The organism is Asanoa sp. NPDC049573 (assembly GCF_040676615.1).
Lineage (GTDB): Bacteria > Actinomycetota > Actinomycetes > Mycobacteriales > Micromonosporaceae > Asanoa.
In genome coordinates this window covers 439,875-458,617 of the sequence record NZ_JBFAPI010000001.1, presented here as the reverse complement: position 1 = coordinate 458,617, position 18,743 = coordinate 439,875, and the positions used below count along the sequence as shown (strand labels likewise).

Genomic DNA, 18,743 nt, shown 5'->3' with positions numbered 1-18,743 from the left:
CGGTTCTCCGTGAGCCCCCGGGATCCGCGACCCGGACAGTCATCTGGGCTTCTCCCGGCTCCTCAGATTCAACATTCGCCCGCCTGCTGCGGCTCGAGGCCGATGCGCGGGCAGTGGAGTTTGATCTCAGCTCGGCAGGGAACCCGGGGGCCATGAGGCTGCCAGAACCCAGGGGACCGGTGTCCGCGACGCTGGTCGACGCACTGCGGCGGGCGCCGCACGCTGTGCCGGCAGCCGAGGCGACAGACGACGAAGACCTGCAGCTGGCGCTGTTCATCTGCTACGAGTTGCACTACCGCGGATGGCACCAGGTCGACCCCGCCTGGGAATGGGATCCGTCGTTGCTGGCCCTGCGGGCTGGCCTCGAGCAGCGCTTCGAGACCGGGCTGCGCGACCTCGTCGACGAGCACGAGCCGGTGGCGGTGGCCGAGGTGCCACGGGCGCTGGCGGCGCTGGTGGCCGCCGACGACCGGCCGCCGAACGCGACGGCATCGGGCTATCTGCAGCGGCACGCGACCCGTGAACAGTTCATCGAGTTCGTCGTCCATCGTTCGGTCTACCACCTCAAGGAGGCCGACCCACACACCTGGGGCATCCCTCGGCTGGCCGGGCGGGCGAAGGCAGCGCTCATCGAGATCCAGCTCGACGAGTACGGCGGTGGCCGACCGGAGCGGATGCACGCGGAGCTCTTCCGCTCCATGATGGACAGCATTGGCATCGACAGCACGTACGGCGTCCACGTCGACGCCGTCCCAGCGGTCACACTGGCGACCAGCAACCTCATCTCGCTGTTTGGGCTGCACCGGCGGCTGCGCGGAGCACTCGTCGGCCACCTCGCCGCGTTCGAGATGACCTCGTCGATCCCCAACCGGCGCTACCGCGACGGCCTGCGGCGCCTCGGTGGCGGCCACACCGCGACGCGCTTCTTCGACGAGCATGTCGAAGCCGACGCCGTACACGAGCAGATCGCGGCGGTCGACCTCTGCGGAGGCTTCGTCGCAGCCGAGGAGGACCAGAAAGCGGCCGCCGTCGACGTCCTCTTCGGCGCCGCCTGCTGTCTGGCGGTCGACGCCGCGGCTTCCGACCACATGCTCAACGCCTGGCACGCCGGGCGCAGCTCCTTGCGGACGCCGCGGTGAGCGAGCCGGGTGCGACGGTCACACCGTACGAGGACGGTCCACTGCTGGTGCGCGGCAGCTTCGAGATCGTCACACCGGACGGCGAGCGGATCGAACCCGGCCGCGGCACCGTGGCGCTCTGCCGGTGCGGCAAATCGGCCAGCAAGCCCTTCTGTGACGGCAGCCACAAACTGGTCGGATTCCGGGCACCCACCGCCGAAACCCGTGACTGACACCCACCGTGTCGTTGATCTGCGAGCCGCCCAAGGAAGGTTGGGCCAACCGCCGTGGGTTGGTCCGGCGGTAGCCGGGCACCTCCGGAATATGACCATGACTGAGCGCACGCTGGCCCCAGGACCCGTGCTGACCAGGGCCGATTCCGCGCTGCGAGAGCTGGGCGCAGCGCTGCGGGACGGCGGCTACCGATTCACCACCGTCACCCCGGCCACCCATGAGCGGGTCAACCGTCGGCCGGAGAACGCGTGGGCGAACGATCCGCGCGGCGTCTTCGGCTGGAGCCGGCCATTCACCGATGAGACGCTGTCACCGGAGATCATCACGTTGATGGACGCCGCCGGGATTCGCGAACGGCACCGCGACGGCTGGCGCAGCCTGGTCCGGTTCTCCACCTACGACGACGAGGTATTCGTTCATTCAGCCTTTCCGACCGCCGCAGCCGACGCGGTGTTCCTCGGCCCGGACACCTACCGGATGGCTGACGCCGCTGTCGCGCACGTCGAGGCCTGCCGACGACAGGTGCGGCGGGCCGTCGACATCGGCTGCGGCACGGCCGCGGGCGCCGTCGTGGTTGCCAAACGCCTGCCGGGCGCGGAGATCCTGGCCGTCGACATCAACCCCACCGCCCTGCGGTACGCGCAGGTCAACGCGGCGCTGGCCGGGACCGGCGGCGTCCGAGTCCGTCACAGCAACCTGCTCGACGACGTCGATGGTGACATCGACCTGATGATTTCGAATCCGCCGTTCATGATCGACCCAGCGGGTAGGGCCTATCGGCACGGGGGACCGAACGGTCACGAACTGCCTGTCGCGATCATCGATGTGGCCGCCCGCCGCCTCGCCCCGGGAGGATCTCTCGTCCTGTTCGCCGGCACCGGCGTGGTCGGCGGAGAGCACCTGTTCCGCCGTGCGGCCGCGGCCCGGCTAGCGGGCACCGACCTGAGCTGGACCTACCGGGAAGTGGATCCGGACGTGTACGGCGAAGAGCTCGACGGACCGGCATACGCCCACGCGGAGCGGATCGCCGTTGTCGTGCTCACCGCGACTCGTGCAGGGTGAGCCAGTGGATGTCCTGACGCTCGGAGTGGAAGAGGAGTACCTGCTCCTCGATCCAGTGACCGGACGAAACATGCCGGTGGCCGAGCAGGTCTACGCGGCCCTGTCACCGGACGCCGCGGCGCTGAGCCGGCGGGAGTTCCGGCACAGCATGGTCGAGATGGTCACCCCGGTCTGCGAGACTCTGCCGCAGGTCCGGCGGAACTTGCTCGCGCTGCGCCTGGTCGCCGCGAGGGCCGCCACGACGACCGGCGCCCAGCTGGTCGCGATCGGCGCAACACCGGTCGGCGACACCGACGATGGGTCTCCGACGATCCCCGGTTCCGCCAGATCACCAGCCACTACGGGCCGATCATCGCGCACCCGGCCGTGTGCGGTGCGCACGTCCATGTCGGCGTCCCGAGCCGGGGCCTGGCGATCCAGGTGAGCAACCACCTGCGGTCCTGGTTGCCGGTGGTGCAGGCCATCGCCGTCAACTCGCCCCTACACGCAGGAGTCGACACCGGACACGCCAGCTGGCGCGCGATGCAGCTCGACCGCTGGCCGAGCCTGGGACCCGCGCCCTACTTCCCGTCCACCGAGGACTACGACGGGGCGGTGCGGGCCCTGGTCGACTCCGGGGTCATGCTCGACGAGACCATGGTGCTCTGGCATGCCCGGCCGTCCGCGCGATACCCGACCATCGAGGTGCGGGTGACCGACGTCTGCCCCACGGTCGACGACACGGTGCTGGTCGCCGGCCTCGTCCGCGGGCTCGTAGCCACCGCGATCAACGAGATAACGGCGGGGCGGACCGCGCCGCGGGTCCGCACCCACCTGCTGCGGGCCGCACATTGGAACGCTGCGCACAGCGGCCTCGCCGGCACGCTGACCGACCCACATTCGGGCCGGAGCCGGCCCGCGTTCGACCTCGTGGACGAGCTGCTGGCCACCGTGAGCCCGGCACTTGCCCGCCAGGGCGACCTGACCTCGATACATCGAGGGCTTGAGCGCCTCCGAGAGCGCGGGACCGGTGCAGACCGGCAACGCCGGGTCCAAGCCCGGACCGGCGCCGCCGTCGCCGTCCTCGCCGACCTCGCCCACCAGACCATCGACGGCTAACCGCCGGCGCCGACACCGACGCCCGCCGCGCATTCCCCGGACGGTGACGACACTGGCGAAGGCCTTGTGGCGTGCATCGCGGCCGGGGCTAGGCCACCCGCTCGTCGCGGACGCGGAGCACTTCCGGCAGGTGGGCGGCGCTCCAGGCGCAGATGGCGGCCAGCGGTTCCAGGAGGGTGTGGCCGAGCGGGGTCAGGGCGTATTCGACGCGGGGCGGGATCTCCGCGTACGCCGTGCGGGTGATCAGGCCGTCGCGCTCCATCGACCGGAGCGACTCGGTCAGCACCTTGGCCGTGACGCCGCGCAGCGGGATCGCCAGTTCGCCGAAGCGGCGCGGTCCGTCGCGGAGGCACACGATGATCTTCATCGTCCACTTGTCACCGATGCGGATCAGGGGGCGGTCGGTGCCGCAGCCGCTGAACAGGTCCGGGTCGAGTGCGGTGGTCACGCACCCAACCGTAGTCAGTTTCGTTGCGGTAACCGGCACACCGGGGGCTACCGTCCGCGGCATGAGCAGCATCATCGTTTTCGGGGCCGGCGGCCGTGCCGGCCGGCGGGTGGTCGCCGAGGCCCGCCGCCGGGGTCACCGGGTCACCGCCGTCGTCCGCACCCGTCACAGCGACCTCGACGGCACCGTGGTGTCCGGCGACGTCACCGACGGCGCGAGCGTGGCCGCACTCGCCGCCGGCCACGACGCGGCGGTCAACGCGGCGGCCCGCCTCGACGTGCCGGCCGGCGAGTTCTTCGCCGCGGCGGCCCGGGCCCTCACCAGCGGCCTGGCCGCGGCCGGCGTGCCACGCCTCGTGGGGATCGGCATCGGCACGACGCTGGAGGTCGCGCCCGGCGTGCCGCTACACGACTCGCCCGAGTTCCCGGCCGAGCACCGCGCGTTCTCGCTCGGCCACGCGGCCCAGGTGGAGGTCCTGCGGGCGGCCGACCTCGACTGGGTGCTGCTCGTGCCGCCGCCCACCCTGCTCGACGACACGACCGGCGGCACCGGCACCTACCGGACCGGCGCCGGCCAGGTCCTGCCAGCCGGCACGACGCTGTTCCCGTACGCGGATCTCGCGGTCGCCGTGGTCGACGAGATCGACCGCCCGCGCCACCACCGCACGATCGTCGCCGTCGGGCCCGCTTAGCCAGGCGGGCGGGTGGCGAGCCGTTCGCGCTGCGGCAGCACCGTGTATTTCGGGTCTTCGGCCGACGCCTTGCCCGCCTCGAAGACGCCGTAGCGGGTGGCGACCGAGCCGGCCAACAGCGCCGCTCCGGAAAGCGCCGACACCACCCGGTTGCGGCCGCCGAACAGCGCACCGGCCGCGCCGGCCGCGGTCAGCAACCGAGCCGCGCGCAGCAACCTGCCGGCCCGGCCCTGCCGGAACGGCTCGCTGAGCAGGCCCATCCGGTGCTCGACGCCGTGCGTCGCGGTCAGTTCCAGGGCCGCGCCGGCCACCGCCAGCGTGCGCGCCGGGCCGGCCTGGGCGATCGGGGCGCCGATCAGGCCCGCCGCACCGCCGCTGGCCAGCGCGCTGCCGGCGAAGACGAACGGCAGCCGGGGGTAGGCCTCGTGCCAGGCCGGCGTCGCCGTGTCAGACAGCAGCACCGCCGTGTAGGTGGCCAGTGCGGGCGCGGCGGCGGCCGCCGCCAGCCCACCGGCCCGGCCGGCGGCCGGCAGCGCGCGGGCGGCGAGGCCGACCACGCCGTCGCGGGGTAGCCAGGGCGCCGCCTCGGCGACGGCGGCGACGCCGGCCGCGGCGCCGAACGCGCTGAACACCCAGGTGCCCACCGACATCGGCGAGGTCGGTTTGGCGACCCGGAGCATGTGGTGGAAGCGGGACGGCCGGCCCAGGTCGTTGATCAGGAAGTAGCCGCTCGCGCCGATCGCGGCCAAGGCGGTGAGCCGGCCGGTCGTGCGCAGTGCCGGGCGCCCGGTCAGGTCGGCCCCGGCGGCGACGAGCGCGGCACCGGCCGCCAGCCCGCCGGTGAACAGGTAGGCGGCGACGTCGTGGCGCCACACCGGGGTCTTGACGACCTGCCGGCCGTAGTAGGACCGGAACTCGGCCGGCGGCACCATCACGCGGTCGCCCTTGCCGCTGCGGCGCTCACCCTGGCTCACGGGCGCCGCCCGAGGAATGCCACGACCGCCGCGGCGGCCATCGTCAAAGCTGCCACGCCCGCATGCTTCCACATGGACGGCAGGTCACGCGTGGTGACCACGGGATCCGGCGGCAATCCGTAGACCTCGGGTTCGTCGAGCAACAGGAAGAACGCGCCGTCGCCGCCGACACCGTCGGCGGGGTCGTGCCCGTAGAGCTTGGCTTCGGGTACGCCCCGCTGGTGCAGCACCTCGACCCGCTTGGCGGCCCGGTCGCGCAGTTCGTCGAGTTCGCCGTACTGGATGGACTGGGTCGGGCAGGCCTGTGCGCAGGCCGGCGTCATGCCCTCGCCGATCCGGTCGTAGCAGAGCGTGCACTTCCACGCCCGGCCGTCGTCCTTGCGCTGGTCGATCACGCCGTAGGGGCAGGCCGGGATGCAGTAGCCGCAGCCGTTGCAGATGTCTTCCTGGACGACGACGGTGCCGAACTCGGTGCGGAACAGCGCGCCGGTGGGGCATACGTCGAGGCAGGCCGCGTGGGTGCAGTGCTTGCACACGTTCGACATCATCAGCCAGCGCAGGTCGCGGTCTTCGCGCCCGGTCGCGCCCGGCAGCGTCGACGACGGCATGCCGAGGAACTGGGTCGAGACGGTCCGCTCGGCCTCGCGGAGCACGTCCATCGACGCCTCGCTTGGCGACTCCTGCTCGATGAACGCGACGTGCCGCCAGGTGTTGGCGGACAGGCCACCGGTGTTGTCGTAGGACATCCCGAGAAGGTTGAAACCGTCGTCGGGTATGCCGTTCCACTCCTTGCAGGCCACCTCGCAGGCCTTGCACCCGATGCAGACGCTGGTGTCGGTGAAGAAGCCCATCCGCGGCGGCGCGTCGACATAACCCGCGTCCGGCGCCGGGTCGATCGGGCCGAAGTAGCTGTTGGGACCCGTCATCATTCCGCCGTCCCAGGTGTCTCGAGCGGCGCGTAGTGCGAGGCGTCCAGCCCCGCCCGACGCAGGTAGCCGGCGATGTAGTTGAGCAGGGCCGGACCGGTCGGGCGCCGGCCCGGCCGGATGTCGCAGGTGCCGACCTTACTTTCCTGGATCAGCACGTTGGGGTCGAGCGTGATGCCGAACAGGTCGTTGGCCGAGTCGCCGGTGGTCAGGCCCGAGCCACCCCAGTGGTAGGGCAGCCAGACCTGGTGGATCACCCGACCGTCGATCCGCAGCGGGCGCAGCCGGGCGGTGACCAGCACCCGGGCCTCGACGGCGGCGCGGCCGGTGACCACGTGGGCCCAGCCCATGTGCTCCAGGCCGCGCTCTTTCGCCAGGGCCGGCGAGACCTCGACGAACATGGCCGGCTGGAGTTCCGAGAGGTAGGCCAGTTGCCGGCTCATCCCGCCCGCGGTGTGGTGCTCGGTGAGCCGGCTGGTGGTGAAGACGAACGGGAACACCTCGGAGTGCGGCTCGGGCGGCGCCGGGTTGAGTTGGTTGTCGGGACGGTCGTACACCTTGCGGGTGGGGTTGGCCTGTTGGCCGTAGAGCGGGTTGCGCAGCGGCGACTCGGCCGGCTCGTAGTGGGTCGGCAGCGGCCCGTCGATCAGGCCGGCCGGCGCGAACAGCCAGCCCTTGCCGTCGCCCTGCATGATGAACGGGTCGTCGCCGGCGAGCCCGGCCACGCCGGTGGTGCCGCGCCGCGCCCGGTAGGACGGGTCCTTCTTCTTCTCGAAGTCGGGGACGTCGTGGCCGGTCCACTCGCGCTTCTCCGGGTCCCACCAGACGTAGGCCTTCCGCTCGCTCCACGGCACACCCTGCGGGTCGGCCGAGGCACGGTTGTAGAGGATGCGCCGGTTGGCCGGCCAGACCCAGCCCCATTCGGGCGCCACCCAGCTCTGCTCCTGGCCGGGCTTGCGCCGGGCGGCCTGGTTGACGCCGTCGGCGAACACTCCACTGTAGATCCAGCAGCCGCAGGCGGTGGAGCCGTCGTCCTTGAGCGCGGTGAAGCCGGATACCGGGTCGCCGGTGGCCACCACATACCCGTTGATCTCCTTGAGCACCGCCTCGGCGCTGGGCTCGTCGTGCCGGCCCTGGGTCGGATAGCTCCAGGCCAGGTCGAGGACCGGGCGGTCACGCTCCAGTGTGGACGTCGCCAGCCGTTCGCGGACCAGCCGGCCCAGGTGGTAGAAGAACCACAGCTCCGACCGGCAGTCCTGCGGCGGGTCGAGCGCCTTCTCGCGCCACTGCAACATCCGCTGGGTCTGGGTGAACGTGCCTTCCTTCTCCACATGGGACGCCGCCGGCAGGAAGAACACCTCGGTGCGGCATTCCTCCGTCACGATCTCGCCGGTCTCGATCTCCGGCGAGTCCTTCCAGAACGTCGCACTCTCGATCATGTAGAGGTCGCGGACCACCAGCCAGTCGAGGTTGGCCATCCCGAGCCGCTGCGCCCGGCCGTGCGCCGAGCCGACCGCCGGGTTCTGGCCGAGCAGGAAGTAGCCCTTGACCTTCCCGTCGATCATGTTGAGCACCTGCTGGTAGGTGCCGTGGTCGCCGGTCATCCGGGGCAGGTAGCCGTACCCGAAGTTGTTGTCGGCCCGGGCGTTGTCGCCGAAGTAGGCCTTGAGCAGGCTCACCGCGTAGCTGCGGGCGCCGGACCAGAAGCCCTTCTGACCCGGGTGCCTGATCGCGTCGACCCACAGGTCGAAGGTCTCGTGCTCCTTGAAGTGCGGCATCGGCAGATAGCCCGGCAGCAGGTTGAACAGCGTCGGGATGTCGGTGGAGCCCTGAATGCTGGCGTGCCCGCGCAGCGCCATGATGCCGCCGCCGGGCCGGCCCATGTTGCCCAGCAGGAGTTGGATGATCGCGCCGGTGCGGATGTATTGCACGCCGACGCTGTGCTGGGTCCAGCCGACCGAGTAGACCAGCGCGGTGGTGCGGTCGCGGCCGGAGTTGCGGGTCCACGCCTCGCAGACCTTCTGGAACTGCTCCGGGGGTACGCCGCAGACGCGCTCGACCACCTCGGGCGTGTAGCGGGCATAGTGCTTTTTCAGGATCTGGTAGACGCAGCGCGGGTCCTGCAGGGTCTCGTCGCGCTCCGCGATGTTGCTCACGGGGGCACCGTGCGACTCGTGCCGCAGGCCGGCGCCGGTCTCGCGCTGGGTGTGCATCTCACCGTGGGTCGGCACGCGGGTGTCGTGACCCTGGTACTGCCAGCTCTGCGGGTCGTAGGTGCCGGTCTCCTCGTGGTAGCCGGAGAACAGCCCGTCGAGGTCCTCGGTGTCCTGGAAGTCCTCGCGCACGATGGTCGCCGCGTTGGTGTAGGCGACCACGTACTCCCGGAAGTCGAGTTCGTTCTGCAGGATGTAGTTGATCACCCCGCCGAGGAACGCGATGTCGGAGCCGGCCCGCAGCGGCACGAACTGGTCAGCCAGCGCGCTGGTCCGGGTGAACCGCGGGTCGACATGGATCACCGTCGCACCGCGCTTCTTCGCCTCCATCACCCACTGGAACCCGACCGGGTGTGCCTCGGCCATGTTGGAACCTTGGATGACGATGCAGTCGGCGTTCGCCAGGTCCTGCTGGAACCCGGTGGCCCCGCCACGGCCGAAGCTGGTCCCCAGACCGGGGACGGTGGAGGAGTGTCAAATACGCGCCTGGTTCTCGATCTGGATCGCGCCCATCGCGGTGAACAACTTCTTGATCAGATAGTTCTCTTCGTTGTCCAGCGTGGCGCCACCCAGGCTCGAGATGCCCAGGGTCCGGTTGAGCGGCCGGCCGTCGTCGCTCTTGTCCTCCCAGGTGTCGGCGCGCGCCTTGACCACCCGGTCGGCGATCATCTCCATCGCCGTGTCGAGGTCGAGTTCCTCCCAGTCCTTGCCGTAGGGCCGGCGGTAGAGCACCGTGCGGACCCGCCGGTCGCTGGTCACCAGGCTCTTGCTGGCCGAGCCCTTGGGGCAGAGCCGGCCGCGCGAGATCGGGCTGTCCGGGTCACCCTCGATCTGGGTGACCTGGCCGTCCTTGACGAACACGCGCTGTCCACACCCGACGGCGCAGTAGGGACAGACGGACTTGGCCACGGAGTCGGCCTCGGCGGTGCGCGGCGCGAGCGACTCGGTGCGCGCGGAACGGGCGGCCTGCCCGCGCCCGAGCGGGTCAGTGCCGGTGAGCTGCCGGTAGACCGGCCACCCCTCGATCCACGTCCGCACACCCACCCATCCACCCTAGATCAGCCCACCCCACCGCGCATGGCATGTGCCCGGCCGGGGTTTGTGACACAACCAAGACATGTTCCGGACGAGATCCGGATGCCGGATGGCCACCATGGTCGGTGTGCAGACCTCTATCGACGCCAGCCGCCGGGCTCTCGCCGCCGCCGCGGCCTGCGCTGTCGGGTTCGGGGCGACCTGGTTGCTGTTCGTGCGGACCTCGGCCGGGCAGTGGCTCGACGGCGAGCTGCTGCCCCGGGCCGAGCGCGGCGGCTACGCGCAGCCGACCGTGCTGCTCGAGCCGGCCCAACTGGTGCTCAACCGGTTCGGCAACCCGCTGCTGATCGGCCTCACGGTGCTCGGGCTCGTGCTCGGTGGCCTGCTCACACACCGGGTGCGTGCGGCGGTCGCGGCGCTGGCACTTTTCGGGGGCGCGGTCGGCGTCGCCGGGCTCGCCAAGCAAGTGATCATCCGGCCGGAGCTCGGCGTCGTCGGTTCGTCGACGCACAACAGCTTCCCCAGCGGACACGTGACCGCCGCGATCGCCCTGTTGTTGGCGTTCCTGCTGGTCGTGCCGGCGCGGGTGCGCTGGGTGGTGGCGGTGCCCGGCACCACGGGGGTGTCGGTCGTCGCCGCGGCCACGATGATCGTGGGCTGGCACCGGTTCAGCGACGTGGTCGGCAGCCTGCTGCTGGCGGGTGCGGTGTTCTTCCTGGCCGCCGCCGGCCTGGCCCGCTGGCCCGACAAGCACGGCGAGCCGGACCCCGACCACTCGTCCGGCACCGGGCTGCTCGCCCTCGCCTGCGGCGCGACGCTGCTGATGATGGTCCTGCTCGCCTTCGCCACGGACGCCGGCGTGCCGCTGCTCGCGGCCACCGCGGCCGTCAGCGTCCTCGCGATGCTGCTCGTCGGGGCGGCGATCCACCTCACCCGACCGGTCGACCCGGCCACAGGCCTGGAGAACACAGAGCCGCCCAGGGCGTACGTACACCCTGGGCGGCTCTGATCTTCTGTTGGGTTATGCGGCGCTGAGTAGCTCGCGCTCGTCGGCCGGGCGCAGGGCCAGGGCCAGCACGTCACTCACGTCACCGAGCACGTGGATGGTCAGGGCGTCGCGCACCTCCTGCGGCAGGTCGTCGAGGTCCGGCTCGTTGCGGGCCGGGACGATGACCTCGGTCAGGCCTGCCCGGTGTGCCGCCAGCAGCTTCTGCTTGACGCCGCCGATCGGCAGGACCCGGCCGGAGAGGGTGACCTCGCCGGTCATTCCGAACTCCGGGCGGACCGGGCGACCGGTCGCCAGCGACGCCAGGGCGGTGACCATCGTGATGCCCGCGGACGGGCCGTCCTTCGGCACCGCGCCGGCCGGCACGTGCAGGTGGATCCGCTTGCCGGCGAGCTGGTTGGGGTCGATGCCCAGCCGCTTGCCGTTGGAGCGCAGGTAGGACAGGGCGATGTGGGCCGACTCCTTCATGACGTCGCCGAGCTGACCGGTCAGGGTCAGGCCGGGCTCGCCCTCCATCGAGGTCGCCTCGATGAACAGCACGTCACCACCGGCGCCGGTGACCGCGAGACCGGTCGCCACGCCCGGGGTCGCCGTGCGCTCCGCCGACTCCGGCGTGAACCGGGGCCGACCGAGGTAGGTCTTCAGCTCGTCGACGTCGATGTTCACCTGAGCCGGCGCGGTGGCCAGCGAGACCGCGACCTTGCGCAGGATCTTGGCGAACGCGCGCTCGAGCTGCCGGACGCCGGCCTCGCGGGTGTGCTCGGCGGCGATCGCACCGATGGCGGCGTCGGTGATCGACACCTCGTCGGCGGTCAGGCCGGCGCGCTCCACCTGGCGCGGCCACAAGTGGTCGCGGCCGATGGCCACCTTCTCCTCCTCGGTGTAGCCGTCGAGCGTCACGAGCTCCATCCGGTCCAGCAGCGGGCCGGGGATGTTCTCGACGACGTTGGCGGTCGCGAGGAACAGCACGTCCGAGAGGTCGAGGTCGACCTCCAGGTAGTGGTCGCGGAAGGTGTGGTTCTGCGCGGGGTCGAGGACCTCGAGCAGCGCCGCGGCCGGGTCACCGGAGTAACCCACAGCGATCTTGTCGACCTCGTCGAGCAGGACGACCGGGTTCATCGAACCGGCCTCCTTCAGCGCCCGGACGATCCGGCCCGGAGCCGCACCGACGTAGGTGCGCCGGTGGCCACGGATCTCGGCCTCGTCCCGGATGCCGCCGAGGCTGACCCGGACGAACTTGCGGCCCAGGGCCCGCGCCACGGACTCGCCGAGGCTGGTCTTGCCGACGCCGGGAGGCCCGCCGAGGGCGAGCACCGCGCCGGAGCCACGTCCGCCGACGACCTGCAGGTTGCGCTCGGCACGCCGGTTGCGGACCGCGAGGTACTCCAGGATGCGGTCCTTCACGTCGGCCAGCCCGGCGTGGTCGGTGTCGAGCACCGCGCGCGCCGCGACCAGGTCGGTGTTGTCGTCGGTCGTCGTCGACCAGGGCATTTCGAGTACGGTGTCCAGCCAGGTCCGGATCCAACCGGATTCGGGCGACTGGTCACTGGCCCGTTCGAGCCGGCCGACCTCGCGCATCGCGGCCTCGCGGACCTTCTCGGGAAGGTCGGCGGCCTCGACGCGGGACCGGTAGTCGGCCGAGCCGTCGGGCTCGTCCTCCCCCAGCTCCTTGCGGATCGCGGCGAGCTGCTGGCGGAGCAGGAACTCGCGCTGCGACTTCTCCAGGCCCTCGCGGACGTCGTTGGTGATCCGCTCGGTGACCTCCTGCTCGGCCAGGTAGTCACGCACCCAGCCGACCAGCAGCTCGAGCCGCGCGGTGACGTCCTCGGCGCCGAGGAGCTCGATCTTCTGCTCCAGGGTGAGCCAGGGTGCGTAGCCGGCCGAGTCGGCTAGTTCGGACAAATCGGTCATACGCTCGACCGCGTCGATGACCTGCCAGGCACCGCGCTGCTGCAGCACGGACTTGACCAGGGCCTTGTATTCACTCGCCAGCTCACGGGCCTTGCCCGCGGGCGGCGTCTCGGTCAGTTCGGTGGCCTCGACCCAGAGGGCGGCACCGGGACCGGGCACGCCGGAGCCGATCTTCGCCCGGGACAGACCACGGATGACCGCGGCGGGCTCGCCGCTGGGCAGGCGGCCCACCTTCTCGATCAGCGCGATGACGCCGACCGATCCGTACTCGCCGTCGACCCGGGGCACGGCAAGCACGCGGTTGTCGCCGGAGGCGCGTGCGGCGTCGACGGCGGCCTGAGTGTTGTTATCGAGGGTGACCGGGATGGTCATGCCAGGCAGCAGCACGGCATCGGTCAACGGCAGGACGGGTAGAGTTGCCATGTACGTACTCAAGTAACAAAGCATGCACTCTGTTCCCGAGCCGCATTGTGACCCAGGCCACAGCTCGATCAGGCCGCTGACCAGCCGATCCACCGGATGATCTCGACGGCGAGCACGACTCCGCGCAGCTCGAAGGCCGGGTAGCGGTCGCTCAGCAGACCGGCGGCGCGGGTGGCCTCGGGCGAGTCCGGCAGGATCCGGCCGGTGCCGTCGGCCCGCACCCACCACAGCCGCGACCAGTCGTCGTCGTAGTGGTCGACCAGCAGCGAGACCCGGGGGTTGGCCGCGATGTTGGCCAGCCGGCGCAACGCCGTCGTGCGCTTCGGCTTGGCATCGACGGCGGTGTAGACCACGTCGCCCGCGACCGCGAACGTCACCGGGACCAGGTGGGGCTGGCCGGCGGCGTCCGCGGTCGCCAGGCGGGCGACCCGGGCCGCCGCGAAGCGGGCGCGGGCCTCGGCGGGGGTCACTCCGGGTTGTATTCCGCGATCGCCGCCTCCCACTGGTCGAACGCCCGCTCGACCCGGGAGCGCGGGCCGGACGGGAACCAGCGGGCCACCCTGCGGACGCCGGCGTCGCGCAGTTGCTCGAAGATCTTGGGGTCGGCCGGGACGCTCATCACCTGGACCTCGACCGGGCGGTCGGCGCGGGCGCGCAACTCGGCGATGCGGTCGAGGATGCCGTCGTGGTAGTTGGGGAACCACACGTCGCCGAATGCCAGCACCCGGTCGAGAACCGTCGGGCCGGTGCCGCCGACCAGGATCGGGGGGTAGGGCTTCTGGGCCGGCTTCGGCCACGACCAGATGTTCTCGAAGGTGACGTAGCGGCCGGCGTAACTCGCCTCGTCGTTGGTCCAGATCGCCTGCATCGCCTCGACGCGCTCCTGGAGGATCCGCATGCGCACCCGCGGGTCCGTGCCGTGGTTGCGCATCTCGGTGCGGTTCCAGCCGGCGCCGACGCCGAACTCGAGGCGGCCGCCGGAGAGGTGGTCGACGCTGGCGACCGCCTTGGCGGTGGTGATCGGGTCGCGCTCGATGACCAGGCAGATGCCGCTGGCGACGCGCAGGCGGCTGGTCGCGGCGGCCGCGGCGGTCAGCGCGACGAACAGGTCGTAGGTCTTCCAGTACTTGTTGGGCAGCGGCTGGCCGGGAAAGCGGTCGGTCTCGGCCGCCGGGATGTGCGTGTGCTCGGCGAAGTAGATCGCGTCCGCGCCGCGTTCCTCGGCCAGGCGGGCGACCTCACCGGGCTTCATGCCGTCGTACGTGGGGAAGTAACCGATTCCGAACTCCATATGAATGGTCTACCACGGGCTCGCTGAAAGTATCTTTCAGCCTCAACCGAGAGATCGGCAACTGTCGACATAGACAGGCTTCACGGTATAGCGTGCGCCTCACCTGCCCCACCCGTGCCGACCGAAGGAGTGCCGTGACCCTCTTTCCACCTCGCCGGCTGCGCCGGCGGGCGCTGCTCGGCCTGCCGGCCCTGGCCGCCGCAGCCGTGACCGTCGCCGCCCGCCCGGCCGCCGCCGCGGCCGCGCCCGCCGCCCGCGCGACCGCGCCCGAGTGCGTCGCCGACCTGATCGCCGCCGAGCCCAGCCTGGCCCGGGGTGCCTGATGGCGACGGTTCCCTGGCTCCTCGACGTGTTGCGCAACGCCGGTGTGCAGGTTGTCACCGAAGGCGACTGGGTCAACCGGCTGCGACCCGGCTCGTTCGACCCGATCGGCGTGCTGTGGCACCACACCGCGGCCACCTCCAGCGCGAGCAACCCGCACCCGGCGCTCAACGTGTGCATCAACGGCCGCCCCGACCTGGCCGGGCCGCTCTGCCACGCGCTGGTCGACTACAACGGCGTCTTCCACCTGATCTCCGCCGGCCGGGCCAACCACGCCGGGGTCAGCCGCGGCAGCGGGCCGATCCCCGCCGGCGACGGCAACACCCTGATGATCGGGTGGGAGATCGACTACAACGGGGTCAACCAGGAGATGACGGCGGCGCAGTACAACGCCTCGATCGCCGCCACCGCCGCGGTGCTGACCCGGCTCGGCCGCGACTCCAGCTACGCCCGCGGCCACCGGGAGACCAGCACCACCGGCAAGATCGACCCGTCGTTCATCGACCTCGACGTGATGCGGGCCGACGTGGCCGCCAAGATGTCCGGCGGGGGCGGGACCTGGTCGTCCATCGTCGACAACACCACGGCCGGCCGGTTCACGGCGAGCGCCAACTGGGGCACCTCGTCCTACTCGACGCAGCGCTACGGCACCGACTACCGGTTCGCCGACCCGGTCGCGGCCAGCGACCCGGCCTGGTACAAGTTCGCCGTGCCGACCGCCGGGTCCTACCGGGTCGACGTCTGGTACGCCGCCAACGCCGGCTACAACAGCGCCGCGCCCTACATCGTCGCGACCACGAGCGGCAACCAGACGGTCAACGTCGACCAGCGTACGGGCGGCGGCGCCTGGCGCTCGATCGGCACGTTCAGCCTGCCGGCCGGCGACGCCAACCGGGTCGCGGTCAGCCGCTGGACCTCCGGCACCGGCCTGGTGATCGCCGACGCCGTTCGCCTCACCCGACTCTGAGCAGCTATGTTTACGCGATGAGCGACCGGATCCGAGTCGAGTCACTCATCGACGCGCGAATCCGTGCGGCCCGGGAGAACGGCGAGTTCGACGATCTCCCGGGCGCCGGCAAGCCGCTGCCCGGCCACGCCGAGCCCTACGACGAGCAGTGGTGGCTCAAGGAGTACGCCCGCCGCGAGGGCTTCTCCGGCGCCGGCCTGCTGCCGCCCTCGGTGCAACTCGCCCGCCAGGTCGAACGCCTTCCCGACGAGGTCCGCCGGCTGCCCTCGGAGCAGCGGGTCCGCGAGACCGTCGCCGACCTCAACCGGGAGATCCTCGACTACCAGATCCACCCGTCGCAGCCGTTCGTCCCGATCAGGAGGGTCGACGTCGAGGCGATGGTGACGCTCTGGCGCGAGGCCCTGGAGGCCCGCTGGGCGGCGGCCCGCCAGCCGGCACCGCCAAACCCGCCGGCGGCGGCCCGTCCGCGCCGCCGCTGGTTCCGGCGCGACCGGTCAGAGACCCCAGACCACCCGTAGCCAGTCGTCATAGGCCGCGCTGCCCGGCGGCCACGACAGGGCCAGCGCCCACTGCGCCAGGGCCACCGCGCCGAGGAACGTCGCCAGCCGGCGGCTGGGCGAGCGCGGCACGGCGACCAGGGCGACGACCGTCAGCAGCAGGTACGCGGTCACCGGCGACGCCGGCAACCCCAGCGACACCCCGAGCACCGGCACCAGGTAGCCGGCCAGGGCGCGCGGACGGCGTACCGCGAAGAGAACCGCCACCGCGACGTAGAGCGGGGCGTGCGCGACCGCCAGCAACGCGCCCCCGAACGCGGGCGCGACCGCCGGGTCGAAGCCGAGGTCGGTGACGCGCCAGTCCAGGAACGCCCAGCCGGCCAGCGTGGCCAGCGCGGGGAAGGCCACGACGGCCCAGGTGGCCGGCTCGGCCCGGCCGCGCTCGGCGGCCACGAACGGTGCCACCAGGCCCAGCGCGACCGCGTAGCCGACGGCCACCGGCGAGCACAGGACGGCGCCGGCGAGCAGCAGGCCGGCGCGGAAGGCGCCCTCGGTCTGGCCCGCGACCGCGAACTGGACGAACGCCTCCAGCGCGAGCGCCAGGAACGCCACCGTGAGGATCCCGGTCAGGTCCGCCGACCCGGCGAACGCCATCGCCGGCACGAGGAGCGGCACCGCGATCCGGACCGGCACCTCCCAGCGGATCAGCCGCTCCGCCAGCGCGGCCAGCAGAGCCCCGGTGGCCAGGCAGCAGGCCAGGGTGCCGGCGGGCAGCAGGGCGGGCAGGCCGGCGGCCCGGGCGTCGAACCCCCGGGCCGAGGCGAACAGCGCCAGGCCCGCGAACGGCAGGGCCAGGCCGATGCGGAGCAGCCACCGCGCACCGACGCTACGGGGCCAGCGCTCTTCAGCCCAGGTCCACCGCTGCCACCGACCGGTCACCACTGTGGACTGTGCGACTGCCATGCGGGCTCTCCCGGTCGTGCGGACGGACGAGCGACTGCCAGAGCGCCCGGTAGGTGGCGGCGACACGGCGCGGCGAGGGGAACGCGGTCAGCACCGCCCGCGGCACCAGCCGGTAGCGGCGGCGGCGGAACGCGCGCATCATCGCCGCGTAGACGGTCAGCGCGGCGCCGCCCAGCAGGCTGAGCAGTGCGGTGCCGAGCGCCCAGCCCGGCAGCACCCGGTCGAGCAGGTCGCGCGGCAGCGACACGGCCGCGGCGAACACGAGGTAGAGGACGGGGCTGGCCAGCACCGTCGCCGGCCCGCCGCCGGCGCGCAGCAGGAGGCCCAGCGCCCGCTTGACGCCGACAGCCCGGAAAAGACCGCGTGGCAGCGTCACGCCGTCGGCCGCCGGCCGGAACGTGGTGCTGTCGAGCGTGTCGACCCGGCAGCCCGCGGCCGCGACCCGGGCGTCCAGGCCGGCGTCCCACCCGCCCAGCCGGCGCAGCGCGTCGGTGCGGAAATGGCTGGAGGTCGCCCGTACCGGGGCCGGGTCGACCTGCACGCCGACCGTGGCCGGGCCGGCCCGGTGCAACGCGGCGGCCGCGTGCCGGAGTTGGTCCGGCTCGGGTCGGTCCGCCGGCCCGTAGGCGACCACCTGGGCGCCGCGCGCGAACGACAGCCCGATCGGCGTCGCCGCCACGCCGGCCGGCACCAGCACGAACCTGGTCGTCGGGGGCGGCTCGGCGGCGTGGGCGGCGTCGATGGTCTTCACGTCGTCCTCCGGCAGCAGCAGGATGATCTCCAGCTTCGCGGCCGGGTAGTCGAGCGCACCGAGGTTGGCGACCAGGCCGGGCAGCGCGGCGGCGGCGTCCCGGAGCGGAACCAGCACGGTGTACGTGGGCAGGTCGCGCTCGTCGAGCCCGTCCGTGACCGGTTCGCGCGAGCCGCGCAGCGCGGCGACGAAGCCGAACCCGGCGTGGAGCAGGTAGCCCGCACCGGCCAGCAGCGCCAGCGCGGCGATCGTCGGCCCGGTGGCGAAGACCAGGGCCAGCAGCACGACCCCGGCGACCAGCCAGCCACGATTGAACCCGCGCGCCCCCCGCAGCGCCGGTTCCGGGGCCGGGGCCTCGGCGCGGTAGGCCCGCTGGATCGCCTCGTCGAGGTCCCAGTCGGTGGTGACACCGACGCAAACGGGCGCGCCGACGGCGGCCTCGATCAGCGCGACCCGTTCCGGCGTCGGCTCCTCGGCGGTGGCCACCAGCACGTAGCCCTCGTCGTCATGGTGCAGCGGCAGCCAGGCCTCGCGGAACAGGGTGGCCGGGTCGTGCCGGGCGAACTCCGGGTCGAGCCACTCGGTGCTCACGTCGAGGTAGCCGCAGTTCCACGCGGCGGCCAGGGTCCGGAAGAGATCGCGCCGGGCCAGCACGCCACTGGCCACCAGGACCGAACCGAGCGGTGCGCCGGACCGGTCGGCTTCGGCCTGCGCGAGTTGCCCGGGGGTGACCAGGCCGGCGTCGAGCAGCAGCGGCCCCAGCGACTCCGGATGCACCATGGCCCGATGCTCCCCCATCGCCGCCCGTTTTGCC

The 18,743-nt window shown here is 72.1% G+C and carries 17 protein-coding genes and 1 pseudogene; 9 read left to right on the top strand and 9 right to left on the bottom strand.

The window, feature by feature from the left end; translation table 11 throughout:
- Nucleotides 1–152: 152 nt before the first annotated feature.
- The 4 genes and pseudogenes from AB0J74_RS02120 to AB0J74_RS02105 all read left to right on the top strand — a co-directional run bounded on the left by AB0J74_RS02120 (nt 153) and on the right by AB0J74_RS02105 (nt 3,512).
- On the top strand, nt 153–1,139 hold the full coding sequence (locus tag AB0J74_RS02120) for an iron-containing redox enzyme family protein (protein WP_363443325.1): 987 nt from the start codon (nt 153–155) through the stop codon (nt 1,137–1,139).
- A complete protein-coding gene (locus AB0J74_RS02115; RefSeq protein ID WP_363443323.1) occupies nt 1,136–1,351 on the top strand; it encodes a CDGSH iron-sulfur domain-containing protein in 216 nt (71 codons plus the stop codon). Before AB0J74_RS02120 ends, AB0J74_RS02115 begins: the two co-directional genes overlap by 4 nt.
- A 97-nt stretch (nt 1,352–1,448) precedes the next feature.
- The gene (locus AB0J74_RS02110; RefSeq protein ID WP_363443321.1) at nt 1,449–2,414 is read left to right on the top strand and encodes a class I SAM-dependent methyltransferase; all 966 of its coding nucleotides are present in this window, start codon (nt 1,449–1,451) and stop codon (nt 2,412–2,414) included.
- 70 nt (nt 2,415–2,484) lie between these two features.
- Nucleotides 2,485–3,512 (top strand): annotated as a pseudogene (locus AB0J74_RS02105) (glutamate--cysteine ligase).
- Nucleotides 3,513–3,600: 88 nt separating this feature from the next.
- On the opposite strand, the gene AB0J74_RS02100 reads toward AB0J74_RS02105, so the two are convergent.
- Nucleotides 3,601–3,960: a helix-turn-helix domain-containing protein gene (locus AB0J74_RS02100; RefSeq protein ID WP_363443319.1), complete on the bottom strand. Its 360-nt coding sequence runs from the start codon at nt 3,958–3,960 to the stop codon at nt 3,601–3,603.
- Between the two features lie 61 nt (nt 3,961–4,021).
- Between AB0J74_RS02100 and AB0J74_RS02095 the strand changes: the two genes are divergently transcribed.
- On the top strand, nt 4,022–4,651 hold the full coding sequence (locus tag AB0J74_RS02095; protein ID WP_363443317.1) for an NAD(P)H-binding protein: 630 nt from the start codon (nt 4,022–4,024) through the stop codon (nt 4,649–4,651).
- On the opposite strand, the gene nrfD is transcribed toward AB0J74_RS02095, so the two are convergent.
- From nrfD to fdh, 3 genes are read right to left on the bottom strand one after another with little or no spacing between them, the layout of a single operon-like run.
- Nucleotides 4,648–5,583 carry an NrfD/PsrC family molybdoenzyme membrane anchor subunit gene (gene nrfD, locus AB0J74_RS02090; RefSeq protein WP_363444046.1) on the bottom strand — a complete coding sequence of 312 codons (936 nt, stop codon included), beginning with the start codon at nt 5,581–5,583 and terminating at the stop codon, nt 4,648–4,650. The two genes, AB0J74_RS02095 and nrfD, sit on opposite strands and share 4 nt — an antisense overlap.
- A gap of 38 nt (nt 5,584–5,621) precedes the next feature.
- Nucleotides 5,622–6,551, bottom strand: a complete 930-nt coding sequence (locus AB0J74_RS02085) for a 4Fe-4S dicluster domain-containing protein (RefSeq protein ID WP_363444043.1) — start codon at nt 6,549–6,551, stop codon at nt 5,622–5,624.
- Nucleotides 6,551–9,808, bottom strand: coding sequence for a formate dehydrogenase (gene fdh, locus AB0J74_RS02080; RefSeq protein WP_363443315.1), 3,258 nt, complete (start codon nt 9,806–9,808; stop codon nt 6,551–6,553). The genes AB0J74_RS02085 and fdh overlap by 1 nt, the downstream gene beginning before the upstream one ends.
- 118 nt (nt 9,809–9,926) lie before the next feature.
- On the opposite strand from fdh, the gene AB0J74_RS02075 reads away from it, so the two are divergent.
- Nucleotides 9,927–10,808, top strand: coding sequence for a phosphatase PAP2 family protein (locus AB0J74_RS02075; RefSeq protein ID WP_363443313.1), 882 nt, complete (start codon nt 9,927–9,929; stop codon nt 10,806–10,808).
- Between the two features lie 12 nt (nt 10,809–10,820).
- On the opposite strand, the gene lon is transcribed toward AB0J74_RS02075, so the two are convergent.
- The 3 genes from lon to AB0J74_RS02060 form a co-directional block, all read right to left on the bottom strand.
- Complete coding sequence (lon, locus tag AB0J74_RS02070; RefSeq protein WP_363443311.1) at nt 10,821–13,139, bottom strand: endopeptidase La; 2,319 nt, start codon at nt 13,137–13,139, stop codon at nt 10,821–10,823.
- 68 nt (nt 13,140–13,207) lie between these two features.
- Nucleotides 13,208–13,609, bottom strand: coding sequence for a TIGR03668 family PPOX class F420-dependent oxidoreductase (locus tag AB0J74_RS02065; RefSeq protein WP_363443309.1), 402 nt, complete (start codon nt 13,607–13,609; stop codon nt 13,208–13,210).
- Nucleotides 13,606–14,430, bottom strand: a complete 825-nt coding sequence (locus tag AB0J74_RS02060; RefSeq protein WP_363443307.1) for a TIGR03619 family F420-dependent LLM class oxidoreductase — start codon at nt 14,428–14,430, stop codon at nt 13,606–13,608. The genes AB0J74_RS02065 and AB0J74_RS02060 overlap by 4 nt, the downstream gene beginning before the upstream one ends.
- A gap of 134 nt (nt 14,431–14,564) precedes the next feature.
- Here AB0J74_RS02060 and AB0J74_RS02055 point away from each other — a divergent pair, with 134 nt between their 5' ends.
- From AB0J74_RS02055 to AB0J74_RS02045, 3 genes are read left to right on the top strand one after another with little or no spacing between them, the layout of a single operon-like run.
- On the top strand, nt 14,565–14,753 hold the full coding sequence (locus AB0J74_RS02055) for a hypothetical protein (protein ID WP_363443305.1): 189 nt from the start codon (nt 14,565–14,567) through the stop codon (nt 14,751–14,753).
- Entirely contained in the window at nt 14,753–15,718 is a 966-nt protein-coding gene (locus AB0J74_RS02050; RefSeq protein ID WP_363443303.1) for an N-acetylmuramoyl-L-alanine amidase, read from the top strand. The genes AB0J74_RS02055 and AB0J74_RS02050 overlap by 1 nt, the downstream gene beginning before the upstream one ends.
- A gap of 17 nt (nt 15,719–15,735) precedes the next feature.
- A complete protein-coding gene (locus AB0J74_RS02045) occupies nt 15,736–16,236 on the top strand; it encodes a DUF1992 domain-containing protein (protein WP_363443301.1) in 501 nt (166 codons plus the stop codon).
- On the opposite strand, the gene AB0J74_RS02040 is transcribed toward AB0J74_RS02045, so the two are convergent.
- Together AB0J74_RS02040 and AB0J74_RS02035 are read right to left on the bottom strand one after the other, a co-directional pair.
- Complete coding sequence (locus tag AB0J74_RS02040) at nt 16,213–17,178, bottom strand: hypothetical protein (RefSeq protein ID WP_363443299.1); 966 nt, start codon at nt 17,176–17,178, stop codon at nt 16,213–16,215. The genes AB0J74_RS02045 and AB0J74_RS02040 overlap by 24 nt on opposite strands.
- Nucleotides 17,120–18,709, bottom strand: a complete 1,590-nt coding sequence (locus AB0J74_RS02035; RefSeq protein ID WP_363443297.1) for a hypothetical protein — start codon at nt 18,707–18,709, stop codon at nt 17,120–17,122. The genes AB0J74_RS02040 and AB0J74_RS02035 overlap by 59 nt, the downstream gene beginning before the upstream one ends.
- Nucleotides 18,710–18,743: the final 34 nt, after the last annotated feature.

Coding starts and splice junctions, on each gene's coding strand:
- nrfD (WP_363444046.1), bottom strand. CDS start 5,583: ATGGTGCCGCCGGCCGAGTTCCGGTCCTACTACGGCCGGCAGGTCGTC.
- AB0J74_RS02060 (WP_363443307.1), bottom strand. CDS start 14,430: ATGGAGTTCGGAATCGGTTACTTCCCCACGTACGACGGCATGAAGCCC.
- AB0J74_RS02040 (WP_363443299.1), bottom strand. CDS start 17,178: ATGGCAGTCGCACAGTCCACAGTGGTGACCGGTCGGTGGCAGCGGTGG.
- AB0J74_RS02045 (WP_363443301.1), top strand. CDS start 15,736: ATGAGCGACCGGATCCGAGTCGAGTCACTCATCGACGCGCGAATCCGT.
- AB0J74_RS02085 (WP_363444043.1), bottom strand. CDS start 6,551: ATGACGGGTCCCAACAGCTACTTCGGCCCGATCGACCCGGCGCCGGAC.
- AB0J74_RS02035 (WP_363443297.1), bottom strand. CDS start 18,709: ATGGTGCATCCGGAGTCGCTGGGGCCGCTGCTGCTCGACGCCGGCCTG.
- AB0J74_RS02110 (WP_363443321.1), top strand. CDS start 1,449: ATGACTGAGCGCACGCTGGCCCCAGGACCCGTGCTGACCAGGGCCGAT.
- lon (WP_363443311.1), bottom strand. CDS start 13,139: ATGGCAACTCTACCCGTCCTGCCGTTGACCGATGCCGTGCTGCTGCCT.
- AB0J74_RS02095 (WP_363443317.1), top strand. CDS start 4,022: ATGAGCAGCATCATCGTTTTCGGGGCCGGCGGCCGTGCCGGCCGGCGG.
- AB0J74_RS02120 (WP_363443325.1), top strand. CDS start 153: ATGAGGCTGCCAGAACCCAGGGGACCGGTGTCCGCGACGCTGGTCGAC.
- AB0J74_RS02050 (WP_363443303.1), top strand. CDS start 14,753: ATGGCGACGGTTCCCTGGCTCCTCGACGTGTTGCGCAACGCCGGTGTG.